A 10,035-nucleotide genomic window follows, 5' to 3' on the forward strand; every position below is an offset into this window, starting at 1 on the left:
TCTTCGCTCCTGATTCGCGGCAAGAATCCTCGCCGCTCTCAGGCAGAAAATCCACTCAAGCTACTGTCCGAATTTGCGGGGCCAGCTCTGTGAGCCAGGCGAACGGTTCGACATTATTCATCTTCGCTGTCTGCAGCAGCGTTGCGATCCAATGCCCAGCTAAGCCGCGCTCGCGCCGTCTCCGCAACCTTGGCAAGCTCTGACAAGCACGAGCTTACCGTCGTGCCGTTGGAGACTTCAAAAGGAAGCTTGCAAAAAACCGCAATTAAAGGGCCGAATGACATCGAAACATGAGCGATCGACTCATTGTGGGTCCGCCAGCTGCTCTACGGGAGTTGGAGGATTGTCCAGGAGCGACGCTGTGTCGCGTGCGTGTAGGCCGTGAATGAAGAAGGCTCTGCGAACGGCACGCTGGTACTCGTTGTCCAATTCCAACCGGTGGCCACCACGAACCAACAGGAAGCGGGCCCTGCAATAGGCCAATGCGATGGCCTTCCCTATTGCCGGAGAGAATACGACATCGTCCTTTCCCGCGATGATCAAAACCTCCCCCTGATAACGGCTCCGATCCAATTGCAGATTTGGAAGGAGCGCATGCTGACGCAGAAAATCCGTCAGGATTTCTGCGGACCAAACGTAGAGTGGGAGATCATAGCCGTATGAGAAGGTCGCACTCTGTAGATCGCTTCCAAGAAGCTCGTACATCCGCACCTTCGCGGCATCAGCAGTAGGAAGGCCTAGCAGTGTGCGGTTGAGTGCCCAACTGACGCTCGAGTGCAGCTCATACCAAGCATACCACAAGAACGGGTGGCTTTGCTTCCGGTGAACGATCTTGTGAAGCGTTGCCAAGCCCGACTGTCCTTGGCGCCCGAGTTGAAAGAGCATATAGGCGAAGTCTGCCCGCGTGCCATTCTCAAGCGTAGCAATTTTGGATAGGGAAGCAGCAGCTTCCTGGTCGACCTCAGCGAAGTTGCGCGCGTAGGTCCATCCGTGCTGGCTGGCCAAGTCCGGCGCTCCGGTAGTGGCCAGCAATGCCCGAGTAACGTATTCTCCATATCGCTGCAGGTACTGCTGCGCGAGCACGCCCGCGCCCGAGGCTCCGAAGATCATTATGCGTCCGTCTGACGGAAGCAGTTTTGCGGAAACCATGTCCCGCCTTACTCGCTCGACATCTTCAACACGCTGCCAGGAGCCATAGAGGTTCATTGCGCGGCGCAGGTCTAGCTTGCCGTCTATGTATACCTCGGGGAACAGCATGGGGCTATGGCCACGATGGCCGATCAGCACATAAGAGACTCCAGGAAGCTGCTCCCCAAAGAAAGAGAAATTCATCTCCGAGCCTACCAATTCCATTTGCCCGTCTGTTAGAAAGAAAACAACAGGACCATTGGGATTGAAGTCAGGGCTGAGCACATAAAACGCGCGAAAACGTCCGCTGCCTTCATCTGCGTAATCCAACGGAAGAGTGAGATATCGATGCTGCGCATCTGGCGGCAGTCCTGGGTAGTGCGCATCCAGTGCAAGCCGCGCATCGGGTGGCTTTTGTGCCCGATGCCATCTCCTACAGCCGCATATCCCACTTGCTGCACATACCATTAGAACTGAAGCCAATACGGAGATCCTCCGACGCGACTTGTTCATGATGGAAAGTGACCCTCGGTACGGCTCCGCTGTGGTCTGATCACGAACACTACTCGTTCCCGGGGGCTCAGCCAACGATCTTCGACGGGCATCGGCGAGCTGCCGCCGCAGCGCGCACGTCTGTCAGCAGAGATGGTTAAGAGTCATGTTGATTGCTGTCAAAGCGTTTCATCTACGAATAGCGTAATCAGCTGCGGGCGTAGGCCCATACTTCTGATGGAGATGGCAAATGAAGACGCTTGAAGACAATACAGTTCCTGTGAAAGGCGGCGACTACGATCCTGGTACGCTGATTAAGCAGTACGAATCGGCCAAGTTGATTCAGGAGATGCAGACCCTGATCAAGAAGAAGGGTCTCAAGGTCAATCTTGTCCCTGCTGACGGTGCGCCGCTCGCCGAGCCCCTTCAGGGGGCGGGCTGTGGCAGCTGTACTGTCTGTCCCTGTATGATCTGCTGGTAAGCCAGCAGTGGACTGGGTGCCACCTGGGGCAAACGCTCCAGATGGCGGCCTCGTCTGGTAGAGGACTCGGCAACCCGGGGTGAGAGTGCGGAGAGATCGTGTTATGATGGCGACACTTTCCATCGAGCCAGACCAATTTGTCGCGGTGCGCAGAGATTTCGTCTTCACGCGAGATGGGTGTCGGCCAATTCTCTATCCTCTGGACTACATCAACACGCACATCCATTTCCTCACCCCGCTTCAGGGGTTCGCCTTGTCACTCATGGACGGCATCTCGCGGTTTTCTGAGATCGAGAACTTGTTCCACCGCCTCTTTCCGAGCGCCGTGGCCGGGTGCCTCATCGAGACGCTGTCAAGCGTCGACACTTTGGTGCGCGCGAGCGTATCACCCGTGGGTATTGGTGCTAACGGCATCCTGGAGATTGCCGATGTCCCGATCACAAAAGCGATCCGTTTTGACCCGCGCTGCTTTGTCATCGATCCGCAGGCACATTCGCGCGTTATGCAAGGCGTGAAGACTCGATTTCGCCTGAAGGCACCAATCAACCTCTACACTGTCTTCACCCATCGCTGTCAAACTGACTGCCTTTATTGCTACGCCGACCGACGCGTAAAAGCAGGTGAAGAGATGCGTCTTGAACGCTGGCGCGAGCTGATCCAGGAAGCGGCCTCGATGGGGGTGCGCATGTGCTCACCTGACAATGGTGACACCTTGGCGCGGCGAGATGGACTGGATTTCCTCAATCTGTTGGTCGAGCACGAGATGCTCTTCCTCTTATCAACTAAAGCACTTATGGACCGTGATTCGGTCGCGAGACTAGTCGATGCTGGCTTCAAGGAGAAGATCAATGATGTGATTGAGCGGCCGGTGCAGCTTAGCTTCGATGCCGCTGACGAGGCTGTTAATAAGCGCATTTTGCAGGTGAAGAAAAGCCGCGCGCAACTGACGGCGCGCACATTCGAAAGCTTCATGGCTTTCGGCATACATCCCATTATAAAAGCAGTTATTACTGGACTAAATGTCGATCAACCGAAGAAGATCGTCGATTTCTTCTATCCTCGGGGCGCTAGAACCTTCAGTTTTGTGCGCTATACGCGCTCATTCCACCGCCACAGCGACGATCTGTTCGTGACAGGCGCGCATCACACGACGCTTGCTCGCGAATTTGAGACAATCCGAGCGAAGTATCCGGACATTAAGCTAAACGAAAATCTGTCTAGGCTCCCCACGGCAACTGGAGAGCTTACGCCGGAGCGCAAGCGACAGATCTGGAGCCAGCGGATCGGCTGTGGAGGAGGATGGCACGCTCTCGGAATAGGTCCCGACGGCGGCGCATTCCTATGCGAGCAGATGGCTTACGAGGAGCCGTTCCTGGTCGGCGACGCGCGGCGCCAATCGTTGCGGGAAATCTGGAGTGAGCGCCGATTGCTCGACTTTATCCATCCGAGCCGCGACCGGTTTGCGGGGTCCAGTTGCGAGACCTGTCCCTCCTTCGAGACGTGCATATGGGAGAGGGGCCGGTGCTACCGAGACGCATATTTCTCCTATGGATCCGTTCACGCCACGGCGCCGTTGTGTCCTTTCAACGATAAGCCGGGCGTGAGAATCAGCTAGTGGAGAGCGCCACGACCATGACGACGACGCGAAATTGGAAACCGTCGAGCTTCAACATGCCCCTGCGTGAGGCGGAGGAAACGACGGTGCTGTTCAACGCGAGCAACGGTCAGACACTTGAATTGGATAAAGCTGGCTGGGCTATAATACAAGGCTGCTTCAATAGTCTGCAGCATGAGGACGCCACGCCGGATCACGAGCTTGTAAGCTGTCTCGCAACACTTGGCTTTCTAGTGCCGAAGGAGGTGGATGAGTTTGGCGAGCAGGAGGAGCGGCTTCGTCACGGGAAGGTCGACGATTCACGCCTTTTTATCACCATCGCGCCGACCATGGCTTGCAATCAGCACTGTAGCTACTGCTTTCAGCGCAATACGCCGAAGACGACGATCGTATCGGAAGAGATGCAGCAGGGTATCATCGAGTTCGTCCGTCGCAAGCTGAACCGAAGTCGTCAGTTAGTCGTCCAGTGGTTCGGCGGCGAGCCACTGATCGCCTATGCCGCAATCAACGCCATGACGCGCGCACTCAAGTCGATCTGCGCAGAAAGCGGTGTCGACTATTATGCTGAGATGCTGACGAATGGCGTTCTTCTGACGCCGGGAAAGATTGCCGCCCTTCCGGAACTTAGTATCAAGGCGCTGCAGATATCCCTCGACGGGATGCCCGAGACCTATTCTGCTCGCCGCCAGGTTCCCCTCGGGGAGGCTGAGGCGCATTACCGCTTTTTGGCCGAGAACTTGAAGGACATTGTTCAGGCCACGGGGTCCCTCACGATCCGCATCAACGTGGATCGGGAAAACATCGAAGAGGCCAAATACGTCGTTCGCCTCTTCAAGAGCCACGGAGTGGTCGATCAGCGCATTGATTTCCGTCTCGGCTTTATCAATACCAGCCGAGGACTGGTGGATTGCGTGCCACACGACTGTTTCACCAACACTGAGTTTGCCAAGGAGGAGCTGGCTTTTCGTCGCTTCCTCGAGTTCGAGGGCTACATGGTATTCGGCATGCCGCAGCCCAAGCGCTACCCTTGCACTGCGGTCTTACGCAACTCATTTACGATCGATCCACACGGTAACCTCGGCAAGTGTATCCCCGCTGTGGGCACCTCCCAGTCGACATTCGCGCGCATTCAACCGGGCGATATGGATCGAACACTGCGGGACGCGACGGCGGTTGAGATGCCATTTGGGGAGTTCAACCCCTTCCAGAGCTATGGGTGCAGTCGCTGCCGGATGATGCCAGCGTGCCTGGGCTCATGTCCCAAGCACCATGTCGATGGCCGGCGCGTGGTGGCCTGCAGTATGCGCCAAGCCCTCGCCGACAAAGTCACCTTTTATCACCGGTTTCATGAGCGGCGGCTCGATGCCCGCACTGGAGTCCTAGATGTTGATCAGTAGGCTTTGATGCCCCATCGCGATGGTCCACAAGACCTTCGTCTAATAGCGGGATTTGCAAGCGCCTTCTTCGTGCATCAGATTGGAATAACTGCGCGCGATCATTGAAATCCGCATTCAGGGTCAAGACGGATCCCTAAGCGAGCACGATGCGCTATCCACGGAGTCCGGAATAGCAGGTCGCCACGCACATGAGATCGAGCTCCAGGACATTGCTAAGCGGTTCGGGCCTGGATACCGCAAGCTACCCGGGTACAGCAAGTGACCGACCAAGGCGTTTGACGCGACGCAGCGTCCGAAATTAGATCAAGACCGAGCGTCAGCAGACGCCGGCAGTTCTGTTTCGAGACCGCGAGCAGTTGGTCTCGTCAGCGCAGGAATCGAGAAATGCCTTGCGCGCGATTTTCAAGAATAAGATATCGGCCAGCTTATAGCGACGGCCTGCGATCCAACTCAGGAGCCCGCCAATTACGTAGAGGCAACGCCACCGGCATGCCGAACGAGCCTCTCTTCGACGAGACGAGCGGCGTAGCACTCGACGAGCAGTCCGTGCGGCCCGCTTCTGAGACGCCGGTACAGAGCTGGTCCCGGTTGTCCGAACAAAGTTTCCGCATCGATAGGTGGAGCGTCTTCCGGGGTTAGGCTGCCATGCGGAAAGATCAGATATCAAATGCCGAACCAAGTCTGCGCGATGGAGATCACCTCACGTCTCCATGGCGAGTGGCTTCGTCTCCCTCGCCGTGGTCCAGGTGTCGGGAATACCTCGTGTTCTGTCGTGCGGCGGTCGATCACCATGGAAGCCGCGTTGGGCGTAAGCCTACAAAGGAAGGTAGTTGCAGCGCGGCTGTTCGAACGTCAGCTTCTGACTGAGTAGATTTGGGCTACGTCTGACAGACGCCTCCCTCAGGCTCGAGTGAGAATGCTGTCATGACGGGCCGATTGCGCAGAGGAAAAGTAAGCATTTAGCGTACTTCCAAGGATTTCAACACACTGTCTCAGGAAGTCGCTCAAAACCCGAGAAGACAGCACCATGCTCGACATGTCGATGATGCGCGCACATTGGCGACTCGATGTCCTAGAGTTGGCAATGACGCTGGGCAGCGTTGTTAAGGCCTGCCGTCATTGTGGGGTTGACCGCACGAGCTTCTACGCGTGGCGTCGCCGCTTCCAGACGCAAGGCATACATGGGTTGCGGGACCGGCCGCCGGTTCACCATAGTCACCCTCAGACGACCCCACCGCAGACGGCAGTTAAAATTGCTGCCCTCGCGTTGCAGCATCCCGCATATGGTTGCAATCGTCTGCAAGATCTGCTCCAGAGCGAGGGCGTGAACCTATCGGCGGTTACAGTGCAGAGACTTTTAAAAGAGCGCGGCCTAGGCTCCCGCCGTCAGCGTTGGCTGGTGCTTGAAGCGCTCGCTGCCGGGCGATTTCTCAGGCTCACGCCCGAACAGTCCGCCTTCATCGAAGCCAAGAACCCTAGCTTTCGCGAGCGTTACCGTGAAAGTCAGGCCCCCGGGGAGGTGCTCTGCGCGAGCATCCTGGCCGCCGGCCGCGTCCATGGGGCAGGCAAGATCCTTCTGTGTTTCGTCGTCGATACCTATTGCGCTTATGCGTTTGCTACGCTGAGTGTCTGCGGGCATTCGCAAGCTCTGACCGATTTAATGCAAAACGTCGTCATCCCCTTCTACAGCGAGCGTGAACTCGTCGTGAGGGAGGTGATCGCCAACAAAAGGATTGCAATTAATTGCCGCGACGCGAGACCGTACGCGTCCACTGTCGCGAGTGGCGAGGTGAGCCATTCCATAAAACTGCGTCCGGTGAATGCGAACGGGTTCGGTGAGCGTTTCCGCCAGATCGTGTGCGCTGAGTTCCTTCGCGGTCGGCGAGCGAAGGAGGATCGTTTAAGCTTGGATTGCTTTCAGACAAAACTGAAGCTCTGGCTCGAGCGATACAACTGCAGTCGTTCCCTGGATGGCTATCGTACCCATGGGATACCACCGGCTGAAATGATGGATCGATGGCTCGCGCAACAGGCCGGCAGGTTTGGATGAGGGCCTTTGGGGTGGGGCCCGCCTTCACGCCGTCGAAATCAACGGCGCTGGCAAAATCAGATGGGGTGGCCTGAGTAGCTTCTCGGTTCGGGGCACCGACGCGGGGATGAAAGTCGTCGACTTGCGCGTCGCCAGGAGAGGTGTCCAGTTGTCTATCGCGCGCATAGCGTCAAGATGAAGAAATGATCCACTGCCGAGTTCAGCTCTTTCCGCCGTCGTCTCTACAGCCGCCCGTCCGTTTGAACCAGATTACCTGAACGGCTACTTTAGCTAATGGGGACGTTTAGAACAAGCCGGTCAATCCGGGAAGTGCGCTTTCGATATCCTCAAACGTCACGACTGCTTTGAAATGGTGGGAGTGATTCGAATAATCCCTTAGCCGAATTGCGCTGCAAAGAAGCATTGTGGTCGCTTTGGAATGAGGTAGCCCTTTTCGGGGAGGACGGTTTGCCCAACAGACTGCGGCTTGGGTGCGATCATCCCTGAAGGAACCGGCCGGCTGTTTCACTTCGATATGAATGCGGACGCTCCTTCATCCGCTAGATTAATCATGAGCGATACGCACGCTCCGGGGCCTGGAAACCCTGAACAAGCGGTTGGTGTCCGCCGGGTTGGGCACCGTCTCCTTGACCAGTCGTCCGTTAAGAAGCCGATTGCAGCGATGAGCGGTCGCTGATGGCAGCGATGAGGGTGGCCAGGAAGAGGCGCCAAAGAACTCTGAGCCAGGCGAGGATGCGGCGGAAGTTGTGGCCGACTGCTGAGAGGATGACGTTGGCCGCATCGCCGGCGCGGCCTTTGAGGTAGCAGCGGCCGAAGTGACCATCGGCCTTCAGGTGTCCGATGATGGGTTCGATGGCGGAGCGGCGGCGTAGTTCGCGCTTGATGATACCGAAGACCCCGCGCTTCTGGCCGGAGATGAAGACACGGCGCGGGTTCTGTGTGTCATGGCCACGATATCCCTTGTCGACATAGGCCCGCTCGATCGCGCAGCCGGTGAGTGTCTCGGTGCGGTCGATGGCGTCCCGCAGCGTGTGACCGTCGTAGGGGTTATCGGGTAGCGCCGTGGCGTGCAGCACGAACAGGCCACCGGGAGAACGGTGTGTTTCGGCATGGAATAAGGACCCCGTTTTCGGGGTGATCGGCATCCAAAAGGGGCTCTGACGCATTTATGGTGCAGCACTGGTCATGTGGCACCGACTAGCCGAGCCTGCAGCAAGTCGAGCTTGGCGCGTCCGTACATTTGGCGCTTGACCAGTTTGAGCTTGGTGATCTGGCCCTCTGTCTGTCCGTTGGACCAGGAGGTCGTGATCGCTGCGCTGACGGCGGCCTTGTCCTTGATGACGCCGTTGGCGAAAGACATGACGAGGCTTGCGCATGCTCGTTCCAACCATGGTTCAAGCTCTCCGTGAGCCTTCTTTCGGATCATCGCATGGAAAGCGGCTATGATCTCTCGAGCTTCCACCAGGAGAGGAACGCCTTGCTCAATCGCCGCAATGGTGACGGTCTCTGACTTTGATAGCGTATCGCGGCCATTGGTCATCAGGCGGGCGATCGTTCTCGCAGATGGTACGCGCTGCAGGCTCTGAGCATCGGCCGTTTCGGCACGCCGACGGCGTGTCGCCCATTCGGCAACGACTCGCACCGAGCCTCTAAATCCCCGCGCCTTGAGGCGACGCCAAAGGTCGGCGCCATTACGATGGCCCGCGGCCCACTGAACATCCAGCCATGGCAGGTAGTGCTCGAGCGAGCTCTCGCGCACCCTGAACACGTCGGATCGCTGACCTCGCAATACCCTGCGGATGAGGCCCCGGCTATGGCCGGTGAGCCGTACGATCTCCTTTATGGAGACGCCCGTCTCAGCCTGTTTGAGGATTGCCGCGTTGGTGTCCTCACGCCGAAGATAACCCTCATATTGAATGCGCTCGGCGGCGGTCATTAAGTTGGGATTTATGGTGGCGGAGCCGACCGCGATGCGTACCTGGCGCATGGATTTGCGAACCGCATCCAGGAAGGCGTGGCTCGCGTTCTCCATGAGGTGCCAACGGTCGGCGACCTGGGTAGCGTGCGGGAGTGTCTTGGCCGCAGCAAGGGCGTAACCGCCGCCGCGGTCACGCGCGACCACAGCGATTTGTGGCTGCCCCGCGAGCCAGGCCTGCGCAGTGGCTGGCTCTCTGTCGGGTAAGAGAGTGATCGGTCGTCGCCGCTCGAGGTCACAGATGATCGTTCCGTACCGCTGATTGCGCCGCCAGGCCCAATCGTCGATGCCGATAACGCTCGGCGCAGCAAAGGGCGGACACCCGCGCTTTCTAACCACCCGAAGCAATGTGTCGTTGCTCACGGGCAGCATAAGTCGACGGGCAAAACTCGCCGCCGGGCGGCCACCCAAGGCAAGGCCAAGGTGATGGACGATCAGATCGAGCCGGGTCGTTCGCCGCGCCCACGGTGCCAGAGCGCCCTCGTCGAAGCGCTCGGTGAAAATACGCCGACCGCACAGAACAGTAACGCAGCGGAAGCGGCGCGCAACGACCACCAGGCGAACCTGCCGCCCCGCCAGCGGCAGATCATTTAGGCGCCTCTGATATCGGCTATGGATCCGCCCAGAACTGGTCCCGCAGCTAGGACAGAGACTCGTCCCGCTCGTGGCGCGTACGGTGATCACGGTCGTAGCGCCATCACAAAAGGCGCTTTCCACGCCAAATCCGCGAGGGACCAAGGCGGACGGACGTAGGGCTCGCTGCATCATATTGATTCCTTTGTGAAACCAACGCGAGCCGACGCTTGAACTTCATCAAAAGTGATGGTGTGGAACGGCCCTTCGAACCGGCATCAAAAGTGCCTAACGTGGTCGCGTAGAGAGGCGCCACAAAGGAAG

The 10,035-nt window shown here is 57.9% G+C and carries 6 protein-coding genes and 1 pseudogene; 4 read left to right on the plus strand and 3 right to left on the minus strand.

What is annotated here, in order from left to right; all coding sequences use genetic code 11:
- Positions 1 to 303: 303 nt before the first annotated feature.
- Positions 304 to 1,458 carry a hypothetical protein gene (locus AC0L3P_RS38310; protein ID WP_473309211.1) on the minus strand — a complete coding sequence of 385 codons (1,155 nt, stop codon included), beginning with the start codon at positions 1,456 to 1,458 and terminating at the stop codon, positions 304 to 306.
- 412 nt (positions 1,459 to 1,870) lie between these two features.
- Here AC0L3P_RS38310 and AC0L3P_RS38315 point away from each other — a divergent pair, with 412 nt between their 5' ends.
- From AC0L3P_RS38315 to AC0L3P_RS38330, 4 genes are all read left to right on the plus strand, one after another.
- A complete protein-coding gene (locus tag AC0L3P_RS38315) occupies positions 1,871 to 2,101 on the plus strand; it encodes a hypothetical protein (RefSeq protein ID WP_473309212.1) in 231 nt (76 codons plus the stop codon).
- Between the two features lie 103 nt (positions 2,102 to 2,204).
- Positions 2,205 to 3,716, plus strand: a complete 1,512-nt coding sequence (locus AC0L3P_RS38320) for a radical SAM protein (RefSeq protein ID WP_473309213.1) — start codon at positions 2,205 to 2,207, stop codon at positions 3,714 to 3,716.
- A 17-nt stretch (positions 3,717 to 3,733) separates the two neighbouring features.
- Positions 3,734 to 5,113, plus strand: a complete 1,380-nt coding sequence (locus tag AC0L3P_RS38325) for a radical SAM protein (protein ID WP_473309214.1) — start codon at positions 3,734 to 3,736, stop codon at positions 5,111 to 5,113.
- Positions 5,114 to 6,140: 1,027 nt separating this feature from the next.
- Complete coding sequence (locus AC0L3P_RS38330; RefSeq protein WP_473309215.1) at positions 6,141 to 7,163, plus strand: helix-turn-helix domain-containing protein; 1,023 nt, start codon at positions 6,141 to 6,143, stop codon at positions 7,161 to 7,163.
- Positions 7,164 to 7,804: 641 nt separating this feature from the next.
- On the opposite strand, the pseudogene AC0L3P_RS38335 reads toward AC0L3P_RS38330, so the two are convergent.
- Both AC0L3P_RS38335 and AC0L3P_RS38340 read right to left on the minus strand, forming a co-directional pair.
- A pseudogene (locus AC0L3P_RS38335) lies at positions 7,805 to 8,260 on the minus strand (transposase); the annotation flags it as partial.
- Between the two features lie 86 nt (positions 8,261 to 8,346).
- On the minus strand, positions 8,347 to 9,903 hold the full coding sequence (locus tag AC0L3P_RS38340) for an ISL3 family transposase (RefSeq protein ID WP_473309216.1): 1,557 nt from the start codon (positions 9,901 to 9,903) through the stop codon (positions 8,347 to 8,349).
- Positions 9,904 to 10,035: the final 132 nt, after the last annotated feature.

This window comes from Bradyrhizobium sp. WSM4874, assembly GCF_055811835.1.